The following is a 22,864-nucleotide window of genomic DNA, read 5'->3' as shown; positions in this document are numbered from 1 at the left end:
GCCTTATCGCCCGGCACGCCGGCCTGTGCCGCCAGCAGGAACTTGAACACCATGAAGATTCATCACGCAGCGCTGCGCCTCATCCTCGCCGGGGCAGCCATCGCGTCCCTCGCCGCCTGCGCGGATACGCCGCAGCAACCGCGAGGCAACGTGGACTACCGCAGCCGGCCGTTGGATTCGCCGGCGCCGTCGAACGCCAATACCAACCCGTCGGGTCAGCGCCTGACGATCCAGTCGGGCGAGGGCGAACGCCTGAATCTGCCGTGGTTTATCGAGGGCGCGCAGGACTGGGTCAACCGGCAGTGATCCAGACGAAAAAAATCCTCAAGGGTCTGCACCCTTGAGGATTTTTGGTTTCAGCTGACGTTGCTGAACGGAATTTGGTGGAGCCGGGGGGAATTGAACCCCCGTCCGCAAGCCCTCCGCAACCAGTTCTACATGCGTAGTCGATTTATTTGGTTTTAACTTTGGACTTAGCCAACCGACAGGCCGGACCAAAGCGATTCACGTAATTTAAATCTGAGCCGTGTGACCCCAGCGCAGATCGATTCCTTGTGAATGTCGCTGCTGCGGTTCGAGGGTTACCCCCCTAGGAAGTTGCCTTCCTCCGCCTGACCCAAGGACAGATCAGTGCAGCGGCTCACCGCTTAAGCGGCGAGAGCGAAACGCTCGTCGTTGGCGTTTGTAGTGTTCCAGTGGTTTAACGAGCGTACTGGTGCTCGGCATGCCCTGAGTTGTTTCGCGACCCACGTCGAATCCGGATCGGCCCCAAGACCTTGCATTGTACTGCAAATGCAGTCGCCTGCCATTCTGCAAATCCAGGCGGTCAAAGCGTGGCTGGGACGAGACAGACATCGCGTCAGGCCGCGTTGGCGCACGCCGTCTTGGACTGGCGCCGGCCGCGCGACGCCGCCATCATCAGCGCGGCCAAGCCCACGGAAATCGCCACGATGACGGCCGCGGCGCCGCCGAGCGTTGCCAGGCCGTAGTGGTCGATGACGTGCCCGCCAACCACCGCGCCCAGGCCGATACCGATGTTCGCGCCGGAGATGTTCAGGGACGCGGCAAACGCGGGCGCCTCGGGGGCGGACTTCATCAGCCGCACGTGGCAAACGATGAACAGCGCGGCCTGGGCGATGCCCCAGGTTCCCAGCGCGACAGCCAGCAGGCGGTGCGACTGCATGACCGGCGCGACGAATGCCAATCCAACGGCCATCAGCGACGAGAACAGCGCCGTGGCGCCGAGCGGGCTGCGGTCCACGAGGCGTCCGCCCAGCGTGTTGCCCACCAGTCCGACGGCGCCGAACGCCATCATCGTCCAGCCGACGGTCTTGCCGTCGAACCCGCCCAGCCGCTCCAGCATGTCCGCCAAATAGGTATAGGCGGTGAACATGCCGGTGAACACGAGCAGCGACAGCAGCACGTGGCTCACCACCATGGGATTGCGCAGGATGCGCAGTTGCGTGACGAGGCGCACGCTGTCGGCGCGGATGCGCGTGCTCGGGAAGGTCAGGAACAGGAGCAGGGCCTTGGCAAACGCCACCACCGACAGCACCCAGAACGCGGCGCGCCATCCGAACGCGTCCGAGATCAGCACACCGATCGGAATGCCGAACACCGTGGCGGCCACGATGCCGAACGCCACCGTCGAAATGGCGCGTCCGGCGCGCGCGGGACCCACCAGTTCGACGGCGGTGGCGCTAGCCAGCGACCAGAACACGGGCAAGGCCAGCGCCGGCACAAAGCGGGCGATCGCCATGACCCAGATATTGGGCGCCACGGCCGCCAGCGCATTGGACAGGCCGAACAGCACCAACACCCCTATGAATAGGCGCTTGCGCTCCATGTTGGCCATCAAGGCGGTGAGCAGGGGGCCGGTCGCCGCTACCGTGAAGGCAAAAAGCGTCACCAAGAGGCCCGCCTGGGATACGGTCACGTCCAGGTCGCGGGCAAGGCCGGGCAGCAGGCCCACGATCAGGAACTCGGTGGTCAGAATGGTGAAGCCGGCGGCGGAAAGTAGCAGGATGGGCAAAAGCATAGGCATTCCTTGGACGCGAGGCCGGGTGGCGCCGCGCGGGCAGGGAGTTGAAGGCGAGGTCAAAAGGTCTGGCGTGTGCCGCGTCAATGTGACGGAGCACGGTGCGGCGGGACGCGCAGGTCCGCCAGCACGGAGATGTCGTTACGGCCCGCAGGGACGGCAACGCCGGCATGCGCCGGAAACGGGGCGATCCGGACCACCCGGATCGCGATGCACGGTTCACACTTTAGGGGAGTTCGCGGGTTGGATAAACCCCCGGCATCCGGATAGATTGTTCGGTTAGCCGCACTAATAAAGCCGAATAACCGCGGGCAGCAGCGGTGCAATCAGCGAGGATGCCGTTCAGGGAAAATCGGCATGGCCGCCGGCGGGACGGGCCGGTCGGCGGCCCGTGTTCCGCACTCAGCGCAGGTCGCGGGGCAGCAGCGGTTCGATGGCGGACCACAATTCCGCCGGCGAATTGGCGCAGGTTTCCGCCTGCCAGGCAATGACGTTGTCGTCTTCGCCGACGTAGCCATAGGCCGCGGCCACGGCGGGCATGCCCGCGGCGTGGGCCGCCTGGATATCGCGCAGGTCATCGCCAACGTAGACACAACGATCGGTCCCAAAGCCCGCTTCGCGCGCGGCGTGCTGCAAGGGCAGGGGGTGCGGCTTGGCGTGGGCGGTGGTGTCGCCGCAGACCAGCACGGCGCTGTCGCGCGTCAGGTCCAGGAATTCGACGATGGGCAAGGTCAGGTAGGTGACCTTGTTGGTGACGATGCCCCAGGACATGCCACGGTTGCGGATATCGGCCAGCAGGTCTTCGATTCCGGGGAACAACTTGCTGTGCACCGTCGAACTGGCGGCGTAGTCTTCCAGGAACTGCAGGCGGGTGGGCTCGTAGTCCGGATGGCCCGGTTGCAGGTCCAGTGCAACGCGCAACAGTCCGCGCGCGCCCTGGGATGCCACGGGGCGCAGCGCTTCGTATGCCATCGGCTCCAGGCCGCGGCGGGTGCGCTGACGGTTCGCGGCGGCTGCCAGGTCGGGGGCGGTGTCGGCCAGGGTGCCGTCGAAATCGAACAGAATCAGGGCGCTCATTTACGGGTAGCCATCAGATAGTTGACCGAGGTGTCGGAAGACAGCGAGTAGATCTGGGTGATCGGGTTGTATTCCATGCCGCGCATGCTCACCGGCTCAAGGGCGGCGCCGCGCGCCGCCGCCGACAGCTCGCTCGGCTTGATGAACTGGTCATAGGTATGGGTGCCACGGGGCAGGAGGCGCAGAACGTACTCCGCGCCGATGATCGCGAACACGAAGGACTTGGCGTTGCGGTTCAATGTGGAAAAGAACACCCAGCCGCCGGGCTTTACCAGGGTCGAGCAGGCGCGCACGATCGATGCCGGATCCGGCACGTGCTCCAGCATTTCCATGCAGGTCACCACGTCGTACTGGCCCGGCTGCTCGGCAGCCAGTTCCTCGACGGGCACCTTGCGGTACTCCACCTTCACGCCCGATTCCAGGCCATGCAGGCGCGCGATCTTCAGGGATTTGTCGGCCAGGTCGATGCCGGTCACGTCGGCGCCGCTACGGGCCATGGCTTCCGACAGGATGCCGCCGCCGCAACCCACGTCCAGCACTTTGCGGCCGGCCAGGCTGCCCGCGCATTCCTGAATCCATTCCAGCCGCAGGGGATTGATGGCGTGCAGCGGCTTGAACTCGCTTTCGGGGTCCCACCAGCGGCTGGCCAGGGCGCTGAACTTGTCGATTTCGGCCTGATCGGCGTTGACGGAGGCTTGCGCGGTGTCGTGAGTTTGCGTGTTCATGGGCGGTCCGGCGTAAGGCTGCTCTATATATAGAGGGGTCCAGCGCGCTAGGCGAGGAGGGGGCTCGCCGATGCACCAGATGGGTGCATCGCATGCGAAAAAAAGGGCCTCGCTATGCGAGGCCCCCTTATTGTAGCTAGTCCGGCAATTACTTGCGGCTACCCACGATTTCGATCTCAACGCGACGGTTCTGGGCGCGGCCTTCCTTCGTCTTGTTGGAAGCGATCGGCTGCAGTTCGCCCTTGCCTTCCGTATAGATACGGTTGGGGTCGATGCCCAGGCTGACCAGGTAAGCCTTAACCGAAGCGGCGCGGCGCTCGGACAGCTTCTGGTTGTACTGTTCGGTACCGATCGAGTCGGTGTGGCCGACGGCGATGATGGTTTCCAGATCGATGGTGCTGGCTTGCTGAGCGACTTGCTGCAGCAGCTGGCGGCCTTCGGGCTTCAGGGTCGACTTGTCAAAGTCGAAGAACGTGTCAGCATTGAACACGACCTTTGCCGCCATCGGGGCCGGCTTCGCCTTCTGTTGAGCAACCGGGACGCCGTCGCAACCGGGGATACCGGTGGCCGGGGTCCAGAAGGCATCGCGCCAGCACAGTTCGTTCGTGCCGTTCTTCCAAACGTTACCGAACGGGTTGCGCCAGTTGTCCACGGTTTGCGCGGAAGCTACACCAGAGGCCGTGACGGCGGCGAAGGCGAGCGCCAGAGCGAATTTGGAGGGTTTGTTCATGTTTCTCCTCGTTGAGCTTGAAGCTGGATAAGTGACTCGCAGCGAACCCCCGCCGCATATCAGGAAAACGGGGCCAGTATAGCAACGCCAAGAGCTGGTTCAAAGGAATAGCTACTGGGTTTCCTGCGTGCTGGAAACAATCTTAAGGCATTTGGGGGCCTTTGGCTTCCCTGGACAGGCGCATTAATGCTGGATATGACGTTTTCGGCACTCCTGCCGTTTCCCATGTTGGTTTTTGACAACAGGGCTGCAGGGCGCGGATGGGCGTGGTCGGGCGGCGTTTCTGGTCGATCCGTTGCTGCCCGCTTGCGGAGCCTTGGGGCGGCCCATCGGACCGGTCCCTCAATCGAATGATAGAATTTCCTGTTTACCCGGCTCGGGTTCCTCCTTACACGGTTCTGTCGTTATATATATGGATTCCTTTGCCAAGGAGACGCTTCCGGTATCGCTGGAAGAAGAGATGCGCCGCAGTTACCTCGATTACGCGATGAGCGTGATCGTTGGTCGGGCGCTACCGGATGTGCGGGACGGCTTGAAGCCCGTCCACCGGCGCGTGCTCTACGCGATGCACGAGCTGAACAACGATTGGAATCGCGCCTATAAGAAGTCGGCGCGTATCGTCGGGGACGTCATCGGTAAGTACCACCCCCACGGCGACCAGTCCGTTTACGACACCATTGTCCGCATGGCGCAGGATTTCTCCATGCGCTATATGCTGGTCGACGGCCAGGGCAACTTCGGTTCCATCGACGGCGATAACGCCGCGGCGATGCGTTACACCGAAATCCGCCTGGCCAAGATCGCCCACGAGCTTTTGGCCGACATCGACCAGGAAACCGTCGATTTCGGGCCCAACTACGACGGCAGCGAGCAGGAACCGCTGCTGCTGCCGTCGCGCCTGCCCAACCTGCTGGTCAACGGCAGCTCCGGCATCGCGGTGGGCATGGCTACCAACATTCCGCCGCACAACCTCCAGGAAGTGGTCGACGGCTGCCTGTACTGCCTGCGCAATCCGGCGTGCACGGTCGATGAGCTGATCGAGCTCATCCCGGCGCCGGACTTCCCCACGGGCGGCATCATCTACGGCATGTCCGGCGTGCGGGAAGGCTATCGCACGGGTCGCGGCCGCGTCATCATGCGCGCCAAGACGCACTTCGAAGACATGGAGAAGGGCAATCGCCAGGCGATCGTGATCGACGCGATTCCCTACCAGGTCAACAAGAAGACGCTGCAGGAACGCATTGCGGAGCTGGTCAACGACAAGAAGATCGAAGGCATCTCGGACATCCGCGACGAGTCGGACAAGGACGGCATGCGCCTTGTCATCGAGCTCAAGCGCGGTGAAGTGCCTGAGGTCGTGCTGAACAACCTCTACAAGAACACCCAGCTGCAGGACACCTTCGGGATGAACCTGGTGGCGCTGGTCGACGGCCAGCCCCGCCTGCTCAACCTGAAGCAGATGATCGACTACTTCCTGCAGCATCGCCGGGAAGTGGTCACGCGCCGCACGGTGTTCCAGTTGCGCAAGGCCCGCGAGCGCGGCCACGTGCTGGAAGGCCTGGCGGTGGCGCTGGCCAACATCGACGATTTCATTGCGATCATCAAGGCGGCCCCGACTCCGCCAGTCGCCCGTCAGGAATTGATGGCGAAGTCCTGGGACTCGTCGCTGGTGCGCGAAATGCTGTCGCGCGCCGATGGCGACACGCCTGGCGGCCGCGCGGCCTTCCGCCCGGACGACCTGGGCGTCGAGTTCGGTCTTCAGGGCGACGGCATGTATCGCCTGAGCGATACGCAGGCTCAGGAAATCCTGAACATGCGCCTGCAACGCCTGACCGGGCTGGAGCAGGACAAGATCGTCGGCGAGTACAAGGACATCATGTCCACGATCGCCGACCTGCTCGACATCCTGGCCCGTCCCGAGCGCATCACGTCCATCATCAGTGAAGAGCTGCAGGCCATCAAGGCCGAGTTCTCGACTGGCGCCAAGGATTCGCGCCGTTCGGAAATCGAACTGAACGCGACGGAACTCGATACCGAAGACCTGATCACGCCGACCGACATGGTCGTGACGTTGTCGCACGGCGGCTACATCAAGAGCCAGCCGCTGTCCGAATACCGCTCGCAAAAGCGTGGCGGACGCGGCAAGCAGGCGACGGCCATGAAGGAAAACGACTGGATCGACCAGCTCTTCATTGCCAACACGCACGACTTCCTGCTGTGCTTCTCGAACCGCGGCCGCGTGTACTGGCTGAAGGTCTGGGAAGTGCCGCAGGGCACGCGCAATTCGCGCGGCAAGCCCATCGTCAACATGTTCCCGCTGGCCGACGGCGAGAAGATCACGGTGGTGCTGCCGGTCAAGGAATTCAGCGAAGACCACTTCGTCTTCATGGCGACCTCGCGCGGCACGGTCAAGAAGACCCCGCTGTCCGACTTCTCCAACCCGCGCAAGGCCGGCATCATCGCCGTCGACCTCGACGATGGCGACTACCTGATCGGCGCTGATCTCACCGACGGCAAGCACGATGTCATGCTGTTCTCGGACGCAGGCAAGGCCGTGCGCTTCGACGAAAACGACGTGCGCCCGATGGGCCGCAACGCCCGCGGCGTGCGCGGCATGATGCTCGAGGACACGCAGACGGTCATCGCGCTGCTGGTCGCCGGCGACGAGACGCAGACGGTGCTGACCGCCACGGAAAATGGCTACGGCAAGCGCACGCCGATCGCGGAGTACACGCGCCACGGCCGCGGCACGAAGGGCATGATCGCCATCCAGACCACTTCGCGCAACGGCAAGGTGGTGGGCGCGGTGCTGGTCACGCCTACCGATGAAATCATGCTCATCACCACCGGCGGCGTTCTGGTGCGCACCCGCGTCGCGGAAATCCGCGAAATGGGCCGCGCGACGCAGGGCGTCACGCTGATCAACGTCGACGACGGCAGCACGCTGTCCGGCGTGCGCCGTGTCGTCGAAAGCGATGCGGACGATGACGGCGAACTGGACGAAGACGGCCAGACCGGTGGCGACGACAGCAGCGACGCAGCAGATTCGACGGAACCTACGGAGCAATAATGGCCCGCCCCTGGAACTTCTCGGCTGGCCCCTCGGTCTTGCCCGAGGTGGTGCTGCAGCAAGCCGCTGCAGAAATGCTGGACTGGCACGGCAGCGGCATGTCCGTGATGGAAATGAGCCATCGCGGCAAGCATTTCGTGCAGATCTGCGATGAAGCAGAATCCGATCTGCGCGACCTGCTGGGCCTGCCGGCGGACTACGCCGTCATGTTCATGCAAGGCGGCGGTTCCGGGGAAAACGCCATCGTCCCCATGAATCTCATGGGACGCCGCGGCGCGCCAGCCGCGGATTTCGTCGTGACGGGCCATTGGTCCAAGCGTTCGTACAAGGAAGCCGGCCGCTATGGCAGCACGCACATCGCGGCCAGCTCCGACCACGCCACCCAGCTCGACGGCCGCGAGCAGGGGCCGCTGACCTGGGTGCCGCCCGCCAACACCTGGCAGGTGCGCAAGGAATCGGCCTACCTGCACCTGTGCAGCAACGAAACCATCGGCGGCGTCGAGTTTCTGGACTGGCCTGACACCGCCGATCTCGGCGCGCCCGACGTGCCGCTGGTCATCGATGCCTCGTCGCATTTCCTGTCGCGCCCGATGGACGTGTCGCGCTGCGGCATGATGTACGCCGGCGCGCAGAAGAACGCCGGCCCGGCCGGTGTCACCATGGTCATCGCGCGCCGCGACCTGATTGGGCAAGCCTTGCCGATCTGCCCCTCGGCGTTTGATTACGCCAACGTGGCGGCCGAACACTCGCGCTACAACACCCCGCCCACCTTTGCGATCTACATCGCGGGGCTGGTGTTCAAGTGGGTCAAGGCCAACGGCGGCGTGGCCGGCATGGAAGCGGCCAACAAGGCCAAGGCCGATCTGCTGTACGGCTACCTGGACAGCACTGGTTTCTACCGCAACCCCATCCACGCACCCGTGCGTTCGCGCATGAACGTGCCGTTCGTGCTGCATGACGAGTCGCTCAACGACGCCTTCCTGAAGGGCGCCGAGGCAGCGGGCCTCACGCAGTTGAAGGGCCACAAGAGCGTGGGCGGCATGCGCGCCTCCATCTACAACGCGCTGCCGCTCGAAGGGGTGACGGCGCTGGTCGAGTACCTGAAGGAATTTGAGCGCCGCCATGGATGACGAGCTGCAGCGCAAGCTGCTTCCCCTGCGCAAGCGCATCGATGACCTCGATGCGCAGATCCTTGATCTTCTTTCGCAGCGCGCGCGCGCCGCGCTGGAAGTGGGCGAGGCCAAGCATGCCGCGCACGCCGATGGCCCGGTGCTTCGCCCCGAGCGCGAGGCCGAGGTCATCCGCCGCCTGCAGCAGATCAATCCTGGTCCGTTTCCGAACGCCGGCGTGGCGTCGGTCTGGACCGAAATCATCTCCGCCTGCCGGGGCTTGGAACGCGGCATGACGGTCGCATTCCTGGGGCCGCAGGGTTCGTTCTCGGAACAGGCCGCGCTGGAGCATTTTGGCCATGCGGTCCAGAAGCTGCCTTGCGCCTCGTTCGACGAGGTGTTCCGGGCCGTCGAGGCCGGCCAGGCAGACGTGGGCATGGTGCCAGTGGAGAACTCCACCGAAGGCGCCGTCAACCGCAGCCTGGACCTGCTGTTGAACACCCCGGTCAAGATTCTGGGCGAGCGTTCGCTCGTCATTCGTCATTGCCTGATGTCGCAATCGGGCGGCATGGACGGCATCAAGACCATTTCCGCGCACCCGCAGGCGCTGGCCCAGTGCCAGGGCTGGTTGACGCGCAACTATCCCGACGTCGAACGCGTGGCCGCGGCCAGCAATTCCGAGGCGGCGCGCGCTGCCGCGTCGGATGCGAGCATTGCCGCCATTGCCGGCGAAGTGGCCGCGCCCGCCTGGAACCTGCAGATCGTCGCCGCCGGCATCCAGGACGACCCGCACAACCGCACCCGCTTCCTGGCGATCGGCAACATCGAGCCGCTGGTTAGCGGCAAGGACAAGACCAGCCTGATTCTCGCGGTGCCGAACCGCGCGGGCGCCGTCTATGAAATGCTGGCGCCTCTGGCCGCGAACGGCGTGTCGATGACGCGTTTCGAGTCGCGCCCCGCGCGCACCGGCCAGTGGGAATACTATTTCTACGTCGACGTCCTGGGTCATCGGAACGACCCAAATGTCGAGCGCGCCCTGGCGGCCTTGCAGGCGCAGGTTGCCTACCTCAAAGTGCTGGGCTCGTACCCGGCGCAGTGACTCCCTCATCATGACCCACGCATCCAAGCCCCTCGTTGCCCCCGCGCACGTCAGCGCCATCGCCCCGTACCAGGCTGGCAAGCCGATCGAAGAACTGGCCCGCGAGTTCGGGCTGGATCCGGCAACCATCGTCAAGCTGGCCTCCAACGAAAATCCCTTGGGCATGCCCAAGTCGGCACGCGCGGCCATGCTGGCCGCCGCCGAATCGCTGGCGCGCTATCCGGACCCCAATGGTTTTGACCTGAAGGCGGCGCTTGCCGAACGCTATGGCGTGCCGATGAGCTGGATCACGTTGGGCAACGGCTCGAACGACATCCTGGAAATCGCCGCGCTGGCGCTGCTGGAGCCGGGCGCTTCGGCGGTGTACGCGCAGCACTCGTTTGCGGTCTACCGCCTGGCCACGCAGGCGCGCGGCGCGCGCCATATCGTGGTGCCGGCCGTCGACCACGGCCACGACCTGGATGCAATGTTCGACGCGATCGCCGACGACACGCGTCTGGTGTTCATCGCCAACCCGAACAATCCCACCGGCACCTTCGTGCCGGGCGAGAAGATCGCCGAGTTCCTGGAACGCGTGCATGCCGCGCACGGCGACCGCGTCACGGTCGTGCTGGACGAGGCCTACAACGAATACCTGGACCCGGAATTCCGCTTCGACAGCACCGCGCTGGCGCGCCGTTATCCGAACCTGATCGTGTCGCGCACGTTCTCCAAGGCGTACGGCCTGGCGGGTCTGCGCGTGGGCTTCTCGGTTGCGCAGCCCGGCCTGACCGACCTGCTCAACCGCGTGCGCCAGCCGTTCAACGTCAACACGCTGGCCCAGGCCGCGGCCATCGCCGCGCTGGGCGACGCTGCCTACCTGGAAGAAGCCTACGCCTCCAACAAGGCGGGCAAGGCCCAGCTCTGCGCTGCGTTCGATAAGCTGAATCTGCGTTACGTGCCCAGCTACGGCAACTTCGTGCTGGTTCACGTGGGCGACGCGCCGCGCATCAATCTTGAACTCCTCAAGCGCGGCGTCATCGTGCGTCCCGTCGCGGGCGACGGCCTGCCGGAGTGGCTGCGCGTGTCCATCGGGCTGCCCCACGAAAACGCCCGATTCATCGACGCCCTGACCGCCATCCTGACCGCATGAACGACGCGTTACCTTCTTCCGATCAGGGGGCCGCGGGCCCCCTGATTCCTGTATTGGCCGTGGTTGGCGTCGGTTTGATCGGCGGTTCATTTGCGGCAGCCTTGCGGCAGGCAGGGCAGGTGGGCAAGGTGCTGGGCGTCGGGCGTAATACGCAGTCGCTGGAACGCGCCGTCACGCTGGGCCTCATCGACGAGGCTGTGACGGCCGAAGCCGCGGCGGCCCAGGCGGACCTCATCATGCTGGCCACGCCGGTCGGCGGCCTGACGAACGTGCTGTCGCAGATGCGGCCGCACCTCTCGCCGGGCGCCGTGCTGACCGACGGCGGCAGCACGAAGGCCGAAGTGGTCGAAGCGGCGCGCGCTGCGCTGGGCGATCGCATTGGCCAGTTTGTGCCGGGCCATCCCATCGCGGGCGCCGAGCGCACCGGGCCGGAGGCCGCGGATGCGGGCCTCTACCGCGGACGCACGGTCATCCTCACGCCCGTGCCTGAAAACGGGGCAGCAGCCTTGGCGCTTGTGCGCCGGGCCTGGCAAGCCTGCGGCGCTGACGTCATCGACATGGACGCCGCCGCGCACGATCGCGTGCTTGCATCGGTCAGCCATCTTCCGCACCTGCTGTCGTCGGTGTATATGGAACAGGTGGCCACGGCCGCCGACGCCCCGACTCGGCTGGAACTGGCGGGCAGCGGGTTTCGCGACTTCACCCGGATCGCCGCCGGATCGCCCGAGATGTGGCGCGACATCTTTCTGTCCAACCGCGACGCGATGCTGGCCGAAGTGGCCGCCGTGCGCGGCGTGCTGGACCGTGCCGAACGCGCCATCGCCGATGGCGACGGCGAGGCTTTGCTGACGTTGCTGGACACGGCGGCGCGTGCGCGCCGCGGCTGGCGCAAGGAGTAGCTGAATGGGCGCTTTGCCTTACCTCGATCTGCCGCGCGTGCGGCGCGCGCAAGGCACGATGGCCTTGCCCGGATCCAAGAGCATTTCCAACCGCGTGCTGCTGCTGTCGGCCATTGCCGAAGGCACGACGGTCATCACCGGCCTGCTGGACTCCGATGACACCCGCGTGATGCTGGCCGCGTTGCGCCAGTTGGGCGTGCAGGTGACCGACCTGGAAGCAGGGCGTGTCACGGTGCAGGGCGTGCGCCGCTTCCCGGTGGAAAGCGCCGACCTCTTCATGGGCAATGCGGGCACCGCGATCCGCCCGTTGACGGCGGCGCTGGCGCTCATGGGCGGCGACTACCGGCTGTCGGGCGTGCCGCGCATGCACGAGCGCCCCATCGGCGATCTGGTCGACGCCTTGAACGCGCTGGGCGCACGCGTCGACTATCTGGGCCAGCCGGGCTATCCGCCGCTGCATATCGGCCGCGGCGACATCGCTGAAAACGCCGTGACCCGCGTGCAGGGTTCGGTGTCCAGCCAGTTCCTGACCGCCTTGCTGCTGGCCGCGCCGCTGCAGGCCGCGCGCAGCGGCAAGCCCGTCACCATCGAGGTCGCGGGCGAGCTGATTTCCAAGCCCTACATCGAGATCACGCTCAACCTGATGGCGCGCTTTGGCGTGCTGGTGCAGCGGGATGGCTGGAGCCGTTTCGTTGTGGACGCTGGCGCGGCTTATCGCAGCCCGGGGCAGATCGCGGTGGAAGGGGATGCATCGACGGCGTCGTATTTCCTCGCGCTGGGCGCCATTGGCGGCGGCCCCGTGCGCGTGACCGGCGTCGGCGCCGACAGCATCCAGGGCGACGTGGGGTTCGCCAGCACCCTGGCCGACATGGGCGCCAAGGTCACCTATGGTCCGGATTGGATCGAAGTGTCGGGCGTGCAGGTTGCGGACGGCGAGCTTCTCCGCGCCTTCGACACCGATTTCAACCTGATCCCCGACGCCGCGATGACGGCTGCGGCCCTGGCCCTGTATGCCGACGGCCCTTGCCGGCTGCGCAACATCGGCAGCTGGCGCGTCAAGGAAACGGACCGCATTCATGCCATGCAGACCGAGCTGGAAAAGCTGGGCGCGCAGGTCGAGTCCGGCCCCGATTGGCTGCGCGTGACGCCGCCGGCGCAGGATGCCTGGCGCGATGCGCATATCGGCACCTGGGACGACCACCGCATGGCGATGTGCTTTTCGCTGGCGGCATTCGGCCCGGCGGCGGTCCGCATTCTTGATCCCGGATGTGTCAGCAAGACGTTCCCGGGTTACTTTGACGTCTACGCCGGCCTGGTTTCGGCCTAGCGCTGCATGGCATCCATGACTTTGACAGCTTCAACCTCCGCTTCCCTGGCCCCGGTCATCACGATCGACGGCCCCACCGCGTCCGGCAAGGGCACCGTTGCCCATCGCGTCGCCAAGGCGCTGGGCTGGGCGGTGCTGGACAGCGGCGCGCTGTACCGGCTGACCGCGCTGGCCGCCATCAACCGCGGCGTTGCCGCCGAGGACGAGCCCGCCGTGGCGCGCGTGGCCGAGACGCTGGATGTGCGTTTTGACGGCCCCCATGTCTACCTTGAGGGCGCGGATGCCGGTCATGACATCCGCCGCGAGGAAGTGGGCAATTTCGCGTCCCGCGTGGCGGCTTTCCCTGGCGTTCGGCAGGCCTTGCTGGAGCGCCAGCGCGCCTTCCGGCTGCCGCCCGGCCTGGTCGCGGACGGCCGCGACATGGGCACCGTCGTGTTCCCGGACGCGTCCCTGAAAGTGTTCCTGGTCGCCGACGTTGTCGCCCGGGCGGAGAGGCGGCGTAAGCAGTTGATCGAAAAGGGAATTTCTGCTAATCTAGACGACCTTTTGCGGGATATGCGCGAGCGTGACGCGCGCGACACCGGGCGCGCCACTGCGCCGCTGGCCCCCGCAGCAGATGCACACGTGCTGGATTCGTCCAATCTGACGATCGCAGAAACGGTGCAGGCAATACTGGATTTCTGGCAGAACGCCAACCAGTGAAGCTCCAGGCAGTTTTAAAGCAGTTTTTTGATTAGGCCCTGCTCAAGCCAGGCGACTCCCCCACGGGCCACCCCGCAAGGGTCAGCCAGCCGGCAGGTATTTTGACTCCACTGTGGCGGGCAATCCGCTGCGGTGTGTTCTTAACGGCCATTTCGGCCCAATGGATTTCAACCCCATGTCTTCCGTTTCCACTACCGCCACCGGCGGCGAAAGCTTCGCCGACCTTTTCGCACAAAGCCTCAAGAGCCAGGACATGAAGTCCGGCGAGGTCATCAGCGCCGAAGTCGTGCGCGTCGACCACAATTTCGTCGTCGTCAACGCCGGCCTGAAGTCCGAAGCGCTGATCCCCCTGGAAGAGTTCCTGAACGACCAGGGCGAGCTCGAAGTGCAACCTGGCGATTTCGTCTCGGTGGCCATCGATTCCCTGGAAAACGGCTACGGCGACACCATCCTGTCGCGTGACCGCGCCAAGCGCCTGTCGGCCTGGCTGCAACTGGAAAAGGCCCTGGAGAACGGCGAACTGGTTACCGGCACCATCACCGGCAAGGTGAAGGGCGGCCTGACCGTCATGACCAACGGCATCCGCGCGTTCCTGCCGGGTTCGCTGGTGGACCTGCGTCCGGTCAAGGACACCACCCCGTACGAAGGCAAGACCCTCGAATTCAAGGTCATCAAGCTCGACCGCAAGCGCAACAACGTTGTGCTGTCGCGTCGCCAAGTGCTGGAAGCCAGCATGGGCGAAGAGCGTCAAAAGCTGCTCGAAACCCTGCACGAAGGTGCCGTGGTCAAGGGCGTGGTCAAGAACATCACCGACTACGGCGCGTTCGTCGACCTGGGCGGCATCGATGGCCTGCTGCACATCACCGACATGGCCTGGCGCCGTGTGCGTCACCCCTCCGAAGTCCTGCAAGTGGGTCAGGAAGTCGAAGCCAAGGTTCTCAAGTTCGACCAGGAAAAGAGCCGCGTCTCCCTGGGCGTCAAGCAGCTTGGCGAAGATCCGTGGGTGGGCCTGGCTCGCCGCTACCCGCAAGGCACCCGCCTGTTCGGCAAGGTCACGAACCTGACCGACTACGGCGCGTTTGTTGAAGTCGAAGCCGGTATCGAAGGCCTGGTCCACGTGTCCGAAATGGACTGGACCAACAAGAACGTCGACCCGCGCAAGGTTGTGACCCTGGGCGAAGAAGTCGAAGTCATGGTCCTGGAAATCGACGAAGACCGTCGTCGTATTTCGCTGGGCATGAAGCAGTGCCGCCAGAACCCGTGGGAAGAGTTCGCCACGAACTTCAAGCGTGGTGACAAGGTCCGCGGCGCCATCAAGTCGATCACCGACTTCGGCGTGTTCGTCGGCCTGCCCGGCGGCATCGACGGCCTGGTTCACCTGTCCGACCTGTCGTGGGCGGAAGCTGGTGAAGAAGCCGTGCGCAACTTCAAGAAGGGTGACGAAATCGAAGCCGTGGTTCTGGGCATCGACACCGACAAGGAGCGCATCTCGCTGGGCATCAAGCAGCTGGAAGGCGACCCCTTCAACAACTTCGTCGCCACGTTTGACAAGGGCGCCGTTGTTCCGGGCACCATCAAGTCCGTCGAAGCCAAGGGCGCTGTTGTCACGCTGTCCGTGGACGTTGAAGGCTACCTGCGCGCTTCCGAGATCTCCTCGGGCCGCGTCGAAGATGCCACCACCGTGCTGAACGCCGGCGAAAACATCGAAGCCATGATCGTCAACATCGACCGCAAGACGCGTTCGATCCAGCTGTCGATCAAGGCCCGTGACAACGCCGAAACCGCCGACACGATCCAGCGCATGTCTGATGCCAGCGCTTCGTCCGGCACCACCAACCTCGGCGCGCTGCTGAAGGCCAAGCTGGACCAACAGCGCAACGACGGTTAATTCGTGACCAAGTCGGAGCTGATCGCCGCCTTGGCGGCCCGCTATCCTCAGCTGGCCGCCCGCGACACCGATTACGCGGTCAAGACCGTGCTGGATGCAATGACTCAGGCCCTGGCCTCGGGTCAGCGCATCGAGATCCGCGGTTTTGGCAGCTTTTCGTTGTCGCAACGGTCACCCCGTGTCGGTCGCAATCCCAAATCCGGCGAGCAGGTGCTGGTGCCTGGCAAACAGGTGCCGCACTTCAAGGCGGGCAAGGAATTGCGTGAACGGGTGGACCTGGTCGGCGGCAATGACGAGGACGCTCAATCCTCCGGATCGAGCGAGTCGATGCCGTCTTCCATGGCAGGTTTGCACGCCATGCACTGACGCGTCGGCCAGGCAGGGCTGCCTTCGGGCAGATCGGACCGCGAACAAAGCCCCTTGAGAAATCAAGGGGCTTTGTTTTTGTGGCGCCGGTTCTGTGCGATCGCCCCGCCTTCGGGTTAGCCGGCCAAGCTCCGGCCTGGGGCTTTTTTTTCTCTCGTCATGAAGACGTCGCTTACAATTGACGGTCTCGAATCATCTGGAGCATGCGCCATGCGCTATCTCGTCTGGGCCCTGCGATTGCTCGTCTTTGTTGCGGTGTTGATGTTCGCCTTGAAGAACACCGACCCCGTCGCCGTGAAGTTCTACGCTGACTACGTCGTCCAGGATGTCCCGCTGATCGTCGTCATGCTGGTCGTGTTCGTGCTTGGCGCGCTGTTCGGCCTGCTGCTGACCGTGCCTGCCGCGCTGCGCCGCCGCCGCGAGGCCATCCGCCTGCGCCGCGAACTGGATCGCATCCAGGCCGCCGCCAACGGCACCACGCCTGTCGTGCCCCCCGAAGCCGTCGCTCCGATGTCGCCGCTGTGACATCGCGCCGCTTTTTTTGCACCGAATTACCGCGTGAGTCCGAATAGTGGATTTTGAACCTTGGTGGTTGATATTCGTCCCGGTGCTGTTCGCGCTGGGCTGGCTGGCCGCGCGTTTCGATATCCGGCAGATGCTGCGCGAAACCCGCAGCCTGCCAGACTCGTATTTCCGCGGACTGAACTTCCTGCTCAACGAAGAGCCTGACCGCGCCATCGACGCTTTCGTCGAAGTCGCCAAGCTGGACCCGGAAACCACGGAGCTGCACTTTGCCTTGGGCAGCCTCTTTCGCCGGCGCGGCGAAATGGAGCGCGCCATTCGCGTGCACCAAAGCCTCTTGAACCGTTCCGACCTGCCGCAGGCCGAACGCGAACACGCGCAGCACGAGCTGGCGCAGGACTTCCTGAAGGCAGGGATGCTGGACCGCGCCGAAAGCGGTTTCGAACAGCTCAAGGACACGCGCTACGCCTTGCCCGCGCTGCGCTCGCTGATCCGCATTTATGAATCCGAACACGATTGGCCGCGTGCGATCGAGGCCGTGAAGACCCTGCAGGGCCTGATCGACGAGCCCGTTCCGCAAATCGTGCATTACTACTGCGAACAGGCCCAGACCGCGCTCGCGGCCAAGCCCGCCGACGTCGAGGCCGCGCACAAGGCGCTGGACGCGGCGGATCACGCGCTGTCGACCACCGAGGCTGCCTCCAGCAAGGGCGCCAAGGTGCGCACCGCCATGCTGCGCGCGCGCCTGGCGCTGATCGAACAGGATCCGAAGCGCGAACGGCTGTATCTGGAATCCGTCATGACCGACGCATCCGAATATGCCGGGCTGGTGGGCGAGCAGTTGCTGGCTAACTACCGCAATGCCAATCAGGCGGCCGCGGGCCTGGATTTCCTGCAAAAGCAGTATGGCCGCCATGCGTCCCTGGACCTCTTCAATGTAGTGTTCCGGGAATTGCGCGTGCAGCAGGGCGCTGCGACCGCGTGGGCCTTTGCCCGCGGCGCGCTGCGCAGCCATCCTTCGCTGCTGGGCCTGGATCGCCTGCTGGAGGCCGAGCTCGCCAACGGCGACAGCGATGGCGATCACGGTCCGGTGCCGGGCGCCGATCTGACCCTGTTGCGCAGCCTGATCCACAAGCACACGCAACGGCTCGATCGCTATGCATGCCGCAATTGCGGTTTTCAAGCGCGTCGCTTTTACTGGCAATGTCCCGGCTGCAACGCCTGGGAAACCTATGCGCCGCGCCGTCTGGAAGAACTTGAATGAACTCTTTTCCCGCCGAAGCCATTTCGCGTAGCCGCGTGCTCGTGGTTGGCGACGTCATGCTGGACCGCTACTGGTTCGGTGAAGTCGAACGTATCTCGCCCGAAGCGCCGGTTCCGGTCGTGCGGGTCGCGCGACGCGAAGACCGCCTGGGCGGCGCCGCCAACGTGGCGCGCAACGTCGCGGCCCTGGGCGGCCATGTGACGCTGGTCGGCGTGCTGGGCCAGGACGAAGCCGGCGACAGCGTCCGGCGCCTGGCCACCGAGGCCGGCATCCAGGGCGACCTGATTGCCGACAACGAACTGCACACCACCCTGAAGATGCGCGTGCTGGGCCGCCAGCAGCAGCTGCTGCGCGTGGATTTCGAACAGCATCCCTCGCAGGCATCGCTGGACGCTGTGGACGCGGCCCTGGCGCGCCACATGGCCAACCACGACATCGTCGTGCTGTCGGACTATGCCAAAGGGGTGCTGACGCGGGTCGAGTCGCTGATTGCGCTGGCGCGCAATGCGGGCATCCCGGTGCTGGTGGACCCCAAGGGCGACGACTATTCGCGCTATCGCGGCGCGACGCTGGTCACGCCCAATCGCTCGGAAATGCAGCAGGCAGTCGGCCGCTGGACCTCCGAAGCCGAATTGACCGATCGCGCGCAGCGTCTGCGCGCCGATCTGGACCTGGAAGCCTTGCTCGTGACGCGGTCCGAGCAGGGCATGACTTTGTTTTCCGATGCGGGACGCGATCACACCGACGCGCAGGCGCACGAAGTGTTCGACGTGTCCGGCGCGGGCGACACCGTGCTGGCCACGCTGGCGGTCACGCGCGCCATCGGCCTGCCGTGGGCCGAGGCCATGGGCTGGGCCAACAAGGCCGGCGGCATTGCCGTGGGCAAGCTGGGCACGTCCGTCGTCACCGCCGCGGAATTGGCAGGAGAATCCTCATGATCGTCGTTACCGGAGCCGCGGGCTTCATTGGCAGCAACCTGGTTCGCGGGCTCAACCGCCGCGGCATCGAAGACATCATTGCCGTCGATGACCTGACCGAGGGCGACAAATTCGTCAATCTGGTCGACTGCAAGATCGCCGACTACATGGACAAGGACGACTTCCGCCGCCGCGTCGCGGACGGCAGCCTGCCCGAAATCCGCGCGGTGCTGCATCAGGGCGCGTGCTCGGACACGACTGAGCGCAACGGCCGCTACATGCTGGACAACAACTACCGCGTCACGCTTGAACTCTTCGAGTTCTGCCAGGCGCGCCGCGTGCCGTTCCTGTATGCGTCCTCCGCGGCTGTGTACGGCGGCTCGACGACCTACGTCGAGCATCCCGACAACGAAGGCCCGCTGAACGTCTACGGCTATTCCAAGCTGCTGTTCGACCAGGTGCTGCGCAAGCGCATGGACAGCCTGACGGCGCAGGTCGTTGGTCTGCGGTACTTCAATGTGTACGGCCCGCACGAGCAGCACAAGGGCCGCATGGCCTCGGTGGCCTTCCACAACATGAACCAGTTCCTCGAGCACGGGCACGTGCGCCTCTTTGCGGGCTGGGACGGCTACGTGGACGGCGGCCAGAGCCGCGACTTCATCTCTGTCGAGGACGTGGTGGCGGTGAATCTGCATTTCCTGGATCACCCCGAGCAATCCGGCATTTTCAATTGCGGCACCGGCAAGGCGCAGCCGTTCAACGACGTGGCGGCTGCCGTGGTGAACACGCTGCGCGCCGAGCGGGGCGAGGCCGAACTGACGCTGGCCCAGTTGGCCGAACTGGACCTGATCCGCTACATTCCGTTCCCGGACGACCTCAAGGGCCGCTACCAGAGCTACACGCAGGCGGATGTCACGCAGCTTCGGGCAGCCGGTTTTGCCGCGCCGATGCGCGACGTGCAGACGGGCGTGGCCGAATACGTGCGCTACTGGCGCGCCCGGAAGTAACTGTCCCGCATGCAACGCGACCAGGAAAGCCACCGCAATGCGGTGGTTTTTTTTCTCCGCATGGTTGGCCCCGTAGTTGCCGGGGTGGATGTTTTGGTTCACAGGCCGGGCGCAGGGGCGCGCCGGCTCCGATGATGGGAACTGGGCGCGGCAACCGTCGCGTCCGGAACCGTCAGGAGAGCCGCATGAATCCCTTCGTCCAATCCACCGTAGCCCGGAACCTGCCGCAGGCGCCGTGGCGCCGCGCGCGTCCGGCTGTCGTGCCCGCATGCCCGCGCGAGGGCCACCGAACCCTGCGGCGAGCGCTTGGCGCCTTGCTGCTGTCCGCCGGCCTGGGCGTGGCGGCGCCGCCCGCCCACGCGGTCGACATCAACCAGGCCACCGCGGCCCAGCTTGAAGGCGTGCGGGGCATCGGCCCGCGCACCGCCGAAATCATCGTGCGCGAACGCGAGCGCGGCGGCGGTTTTGAGTCGCTCGACGATCTGACCGAGCGCGTGCGCGGCATCGGCCAGAAAAAGGCCCAGGCGTTGCAGGCGGCGGGGCTGACCATCGGCGCGGCAGGGGCGGCGGGCGCGGCGGCCAGGCCGACGGCAGCCGCCGGGGGGGCAGGCGCGGCGGCTGCCGGCCGGCCGGCGCCGGGCAAGGCGCCTACGGCCAATTCGGCGAGGCCATCCACCGGCACCCCGGTGCCGGCGCGCGCCAAGCCCTGAGCCCGCCACCAGGGAGCCCATGGCGCGTGCGCGGCCTTTGGGGCCGCGCGGCGCCGGGCGGAGTTATGATCGACCGCATGACTACTACCTACCCCACTATCGAGCAGACCGTCGGCAACACGCCCCTGGTGCGCCTGCAGCGCATTCCTGGGGCGGCGGGCGACGCGCGCGGCAATGTCATTCTGGCCAAGCTGGAAGGCAACAACCCGGCGGGATCCGTGAAGGATCGCCCCGCCTTGTCGATGATCCAGCGCGCGGAAGAGCGCGGCGACATCAAGCCGGGCGACACCCTCATCGAGGCCACCAGCGGCAACACCGGCATTGCGCTGGCCATGGCGGCCGCCATGAAGGGCTACCGCATGATTCTGATCATGCCCGACAACCTGTCCGTCGAACGGCGCGCAGCCATGGCGGCCTATGGCGCGGAACTGATCCTGACGCCGGCCGACAAGGGTGGCATGGAATACGCCCGCGACCTGGCTACCGAGATGCAGGCCGACGGCCGGGGCGTGGTGCTGGACCAGTTCGCCAATCCCGACAATCCGCGCGCGCACATTGAAACCACGGGCCCGGAACTCTGGAATCAGACGGAGGGACGCATCACGCACTTCGTCAGCGCGATGGGCACCACGGGTACGATCATGGGCGTGTCGACCTATCTCAAGTCGCGCAACCCCGCCGTGCAGGTGGTGGGCGCGCAGCCGGCCGAAGGGTCGCAGATTCCAGGCATCCGCAAGTGGCCCGAGGCCTACCTGCCCAAGATCTTCGACCGCAGCCGCGTGGATGCCTACGAATCCATCCAGCAGTCCGAGGCCGAAGTCATGGCGCGGCGCCTGGCCGCCGAGGAAGGCATCTTCGGCGGGATCTCGTCCGCCGGCGCTCTGGTCGCGGCCCTGCGGGTTGCCGAGCGCGTCAACGATGCGACCATCGTGTTCATTGTGTGCGACCGCGGCGATCGCTACCTGTCGACAGGCGTTTTCAACTGATACGCGTGGCTGAAAAGCGGGACTGCCCGGCCGGTCCGGCCGATATTGCACCCAAATGAAAAACGCCCTGGCGGTTGAACCCGCCAGGGCGTTTGGTTTTTGGCGTGAGGGTGTCCGCAGGAGGGCGCTCAGCGCGCCACGCGGGCCTCGATCTCCGTCGCCAGATCCGCCACCGACGTCGCATAGAAATAGCTGCGGTTGTACTTGGTCAGCGCAAAGAAGTTGGGCGTGCCCACGCGGTACTGCGCCGTGCCGCGCATTTCCTCGACCAGATCCACCACGCCTAGCGGCTGGGTGCTCCAGCCGTCGCCGGTCGCGCCAGGCTTGAGCTGCGAGCCCGCCGCCGATAGCGTCGTCCAGCTTTGCTTGGGCTCCAAGCCGCCGTCCACCAGGGCGGTGGGGTCGGCGGGCAGCACCACCGGCGCGAACACCGGCAGGCCGCGCTGCCAGCCGTGCTGCGCCAGGAAGCTGCCCACGGACATGATCGCGTCCTGGGTGTTGTTGGTCAGGTCGATATGACCATTGCCGTCGCCGTCCACGGCGTAGTGCATCACGCTGGTCGGCATGAACTGCGGCATGCCGATGGCGCCGGCGTAGGAACCCTGCGTTTCCAGCTCGAGCTTGTCGTTCATGACCAGCGTCAGGAAGTCCGCCAACTGGGTGCGGAACATGGTGGCGCGCTCGGGCTTGGCGGGATCGGGGTAGTCAAAGGCCAGCGTGGCCAGCGCGTCCAGGACGCGGAAGTTGCCCATGTTGCGGCCATATAGCGTTTCGACGCCGATGATGGAGGCAATGATGGGCGCGGGCACGCCGAACCGTTGCGCGGCCTGGTTCAGGAGGTCGCGGTTTTCGTTGTAGAACTCGACGCCCCAGGCGATGCGCTTGGGCTCGACGAAGCGCGACCGGTAGGTCAGCCAGCTGCGCCAGACCTTCTTGCCCGGCGGGGAGGGGGCAATCAGCCGCGCCACCGTGGCGTTGTAGCGCGAGCTTTCCAGTGCGGACACCATCGGCGCCAGCGGCAGTTGCCGTTCGGCGGCCAGGTTTTCCACGAAGGTGCGGACCTCGGGGCGCAGCGCGCCCGACGGCGTCAGCGTGGCGGGTGCGTCGTCCGCGAGGTCGGGGCCAAGCGTCGGCGTGCTGGGCCCGATGCGGATGGGTGCGGTCCCTGAAGCTTGGGCGGTTTGGGGAGCAAGCGTGGAGGAGGGGGCTGCGGTGGGAGTGGTGGTGGAGCACCCCGCCAGCAGGGCGGAAAGCGCGCCGAGTTGCAGTATTCGCCGACAGATGAACATAATCTTC

At 65.5% G+C, this 22,864-nt stretch carries 21 protein-coding genes and 1 other RNA gene; 16 read left to right on the top strand and 6 right to left on the bottom strand.

All coding sequences use genetic code 11. The annotated features are described in order from the left end of the window. Window positions 1–51: 51 nt before the first annotated feature. Window positions 52–306 carry a hypothetical protein gene (locus tag ASD71_RS18030; protein ID WP_156395223.1) on the top strand — a complete coding sequence of 85 codons (255 nt, stop codon included), beginning with the start codon at window positions 52–54 and terminating at the stop codon, window positions 304–306. A 75-nt stretch (window positions 307–381) separates the two neighbouring features. Here ASD71_RS18030 and ssrA read toward each other — a convergent pair. From ssrA to ompA, 5 genes are all read right to left on the bottom strand, one after another. Next, window positions 382–770, bottom strand: a transfer-messenger RNA (tmRNA) gene (gene ssrA / locus ASD71_RS27745). Between the two features lie 89 nt (window positions 771–859). After that, window positions 860–2,038: an MFS transporter gene (locus ASD71_RS18025; RefSeq protein ID WP_056567667.1), complete on the bottom strand. Its 1,179-nt coding sequence runs from the start codon at window positions 2,036–2,038 to the stop codon at window positions 860–862. A gap of 402 nt (window positions 2,039–2,440) precedes the next feature. Then, entirely contained in the window at window positions 2,441–3,115 is a 675-nt protein-coding gene (locus ASD71_RS18020; protein WP_056567664.1) for an HAD-IA family hydrolase, read from the bottom strand. Next, window positions 3,112–3,840, bottom strand: coding sequence for a bifunctional 2-polyprenyl-6-hydroxyphenol methylase/3-demethylubiquinol 3-O-methyltransferase UbiG (gene ubiG / locus ASD71_RS18015; RefSeq protein ID WP_056567660.1), 729 nt, complete (start codon window positions 3,838–3,840; stop codon window positions 3,112–3,114). The genes ASD71_RS18020 and ubiG overlap by 4 nt, the downstream gene beginning before the upstream one ends. Before the next feature lie 148 nt (window positions 3,841–3,988). Further along, window positions 3,989–4,570, bottom strand: a complete 582-nt coding sequence (gene ompA, locus ASD71_RS18010) for an outer membrane protein OmpA (protein WP_056322232.1) — start codon at window positions 4,568–4,570, stop codon at window positions 3,989–3,991. 412 nt (window positions 4,571–4,982) lie between these two features. Between ompA and gyrA the strand changes: the two genes are divergently transcribed. The 15 genes from gyrA (at window position 4,983) to cysM (ending at window position 21,568) form a co-directional block, all read left to right on the top strand. Then, window positions 4,983–7,640 carry a DNA gyrase subunit A gene (gyrA, locus tag ASD71_RS18005; RefSeq protein ID WP_056567657.1) on the top strand — a complete coding sequence of 886 codons (2,658 nt, stop codon included), beginning with the start codon at window positions 4,983–4,985 and terminating at the stop codon, window positions 7,638–7,640. After that, window positions 7,640–8,770, top strand: a complete 1,131-nt coding sequence (gene serC, locus ASD71_RS18000; RefSeq protein WP_056567655.1) for a 3-phosphoserine/phosphohydroxythreonine transaminase — start codon at window positions 7,640–7,642, stop codon at window positions 8,768–8,770. Before gyrA ends, serC begins: the two co-directional genes overlap by 1 nt. Next, the gene (pheA, locus tag ASD71_RS17995; RefSeq protein WP_056567654.1) at window positions 8,763–9,848 is read left to right on the top strand and encodes a prephenate dehydratase; all 1,086 of its coding nucleotides are present in this window, start codon (window positions 8,763–8,765) and stop codon (window positions 9,846–9,848) included. Before serC ends, pheA begins: the two co-directional genes overlap by 8 nt. Window positions 9,849–9,858: 10 nt before the next feature. Next, the gene (hisC, locus tag ASD71_RS17990; RefSeq protein WP_056567651.1) at window positions 9,859–10,980 is read left to right on the top strand and encodes a histidinol-phosphate transaminase; all 1,122 of its coding nucleotides are present in this window, start codon (window positions 9,859–9,861) and stop codon (window positions 10,978–10,980) included. After that, complete coding sequence (locus tag ASD71_RS17985) at window positions 10,977–11,879, top strand: prephenate dehydrogenase/arogenate dehydrogenase family protein (protein ID WP_056567649.1); 903 nt, start codon at window positions 10,977–10,979, stop codon at window positions 11,877–11,879. Before hisC ends, ASD71_RS17985 begins: the two co-directional genes overlap by 4 nt. A 4-nt stretch (window positions 11,880–11,883) precedes the next feature. Continuing rightward, entirely contained in the window at window positions 11,884–13,206 is a 1,323-nt protein-coding gene (gene aroA / locus ASD71_RS17980) for a 3-phosphoshikimate 1-carboxyvinyltransferase (RefSeq protein WP_056567647.1), read from the top strand. Between the two features lie 21 nt (window positions 13,207–13,227). Then, window positions 13,228–13,908, top strand: a complete 681-nt coding sequence (cmk, locus tag ASD71_RS17975; RefSeq protein ID WP_369818985.1) for a (d)CMP kinase — start codon at window positions 13,228–13,230, stop codon at window positions 13,906–13,908. A gap of 175 nt (window positions 13,909–14,083) precedes the next feature. Then, complete coding sequence (rpsA, locus tag ASD71_RS17970) at window positions 14,084–15,796, top strand: 30S ribosomal protein S1 (protein WP_056569428.1); 1,713 nt, start codon at window positions 14,084–14,086, stop codon at window positions 15,794–15,796. 3 nt (window positions 15,797–15,799) lie between these two features. Continuing rightward, window positions 15,800–16,162, top strand: a complete 363-nt coding sequence (locus ASD71_RS17965) for an integration host factor subunit beta (RefSeq protein WP_008164033.1) — start codon at window positions 15,800–15,802, stop codon at window positions 16,160–16,162. A 210-nt stretch (window positions 16,163–16,372) separates the two neighbouring features. Continuing rightward, window positions 16,373–16,687 carry a lipopolysaccharide assembly LapA domain-containing protein gene (locus ASD71_RS17960; protein WP_056567641.1) on the top strand — a complete coding sequence of 105 codons (315 nt, stop codon included), beginning with the start codon at window positions 16,373–16,375 and terminating at the stop codon, window positions 16,685–16,687. Window positions 16,688–16,733: 46 nt separating this feature from the next. Continuing rightward, entirely contained in the window at window positions 16,734–17,948 is a 1,215-nt protein-coding gene (gene lapB / locus ASD71_RS17955) for a lipopolysaccharide assembly protein LapB (RefSeq protein WP_056567638.1), read from the top strand. After that, on the top strand, window positions 17,945–18,886 hold the full coding sequence (rfaE1, locus tag ASD71_RS17950; RefSeq protein WP_056567635.1) for a D-glycero-beta-D-manno-heptose-7-phosphate kinase: 942 nt from the start codon (window positions 17,945–17,947) through the stop codon (window positions 18,884–18,886). Before lapB ends, rfaE1 begins: the two co-directional genes overlap by 4 nt. Further along, window positions 18,883–19,872: an ADP-glyceromanno-heptose 6-epimerase gene (gene rfaD / locus ASD71_RS17945; RefSeq protein WP_056567633.1), complete on the top strand. Its 990-nt coding sequence runs from the start codon at window positions 18,883–18,885 to the stop codon at window positions 19,870–19,872. Before rfaE1 ends, rfaD begins: the two co-directional genes overlap by 4 nt. A gap of 185 nt (window positions 19,873–20,057) precedes the next feature. Continuing rightward, window positions 20,058–20,582: a helix-hairpin-helix domain-containing protein gene (locus tag ASD71_RS17940; protein WP_082578988.1), complete on the top strand. Its 525-nt coding sequence runs from the start codon at window positions 20,058–20,060 to the stop codon at window positions 20,580–20,582. Window positions 20,583–20,659: 77 nt separating this feature from the next. Further along, window positions 20,660–21,568: a cysteine synthase CysM gene (cysM, locus tag ASD71_RS17935; protein WP_056569425.1), complete on the top strand. Its 909-nt coding sequence runs from the start codon at window positions 20,660–20,662 to the stop codon at window positions 21,566–21,568. A gap of 128 nt (window positions 21,569–21,696) precedes the next feature. Here the strand turns inward: cysM and mltB are convergent, their stop codons facing one another. Further along, entirely contained in the window at window positions 21,697–22,857 is a 1,161-nt protein-coding gene (mltB, locus tag ASD71_RS17930) for a lytic murein transglycosylase B (RefSeq protein ID WP_056567627.1), read from the bottom strand. Window positions 22,858–22,864: the final 7 nt, after the last annotated feature.

The organism is Achromobacter sp. Root565 (assembly GCF_001427425.1).
Taxonomy (GTDB): domain Bacteria; phylum Pseudomonadota; class Gammaproteobacteria; order Burkholderiales; family Burkholderiaceae_B; genus Achromobacter; species Achromobacter spanius_D.
Note: the sequence above shows the minus strand (reverse complement) of the source record. Positions and strands in the feature narration are given on the sequence as shown.